The following is an 878-nucleotide window of genomic DNA, read 5'->3' on the forward strand; positions in this document are numbered from 1 at the left end:
CAGGGCGATCTCGCGCGCGCCGATGCGGCGTTCTTCCTCAAATACTTCCTGTCGAGCCAGTCCGCGATCCTGTGGATGAGCGCGCTGTTCGTGCTCGCGACGATCTTCTACTGGATCGGTCTGCTCGCGCGCTCGGAGTCGGGCGCCGCGATCGGCCAGAAGCTCACGTGGGTCGCCGTGCTGATGGGCTTCACCGGCCTGATGGTGCGCTGGTACGAGTCCTACCTGATCGGCGCCGACGTCGGGCATATCCCGGTGTCGAACCTGTACGAAGTGTTCGTGCTGTTCAGCCTGATCACCGCGCTGCTCTACCTGTATTACGAAGGCCACTACGGCACGCGCGCGCTCGGCGCGTTCGTGCTGCTGGTCATCAGCGCGGCCGTCGGCTTCCTGATGTGGTACTCGGTCGCGCGCGACGCGCAGCAGATCCAGCCGCTCGTGCCGGCGCTGCAGAGCTGGTGGATGAAGATCCACGTGCCGGCGAACTTCATCGGCTACGGCAGCTTCGCGCTGTCGGCGATGGTGTCGGTCGCGTACCTGATGAAAGAGCGCGGCGTGCTCGCCGATCGCCTGCCGACGCTCGAAGTGCTCGACGACGTGATGTACAAGTCGATCGCGGTCGGCTTCGCATTCTTCACGATCGCGACGATTCTCGGCGCGCTGTGGGCTGCGGAAGCGTGGGGTGGCTACTGGAGCTGGGACCCGAAGGAAACCTGGGCGCTGATCGTGTGGCTCAACTACGCGGCCTGGCTGCACATGCGCCTGATGAAGGGCCTGCGCGGCGCGGTTGCCGCCTGGTGGGCGCTCACCGGCCTGCTCGTGACGACGTTCGCGTTCCTCGGCGTCAACATGTTCCTGTCCGGGCTGCACAGCTACGG

Annotated in this window: 1 protein-coding gene; it reads left to right on the forward strand. The window is 65.6% G+C overall.

The window, feature by feature from the left end; genetic code table 11:
- Positions 1-878, forward strand: an 878-nt coding sequence (gene ccsB, locus NQV17_RS37785) for a c-type cytochrome biogenesis protein CcsB (RefSeq protein WP_257776158.1), incomplete at both ends; no start/stop codon positions are given.

The organism is Burkholderia sp. SCN-KJ, from assembly GCF_024656005.1.
Taxonomy (GTDB): Bacteria; Pseudomonadota; Gammaproteobacteria; order Burkholderiales; family Burkholderiaceae; genus Burkholderia.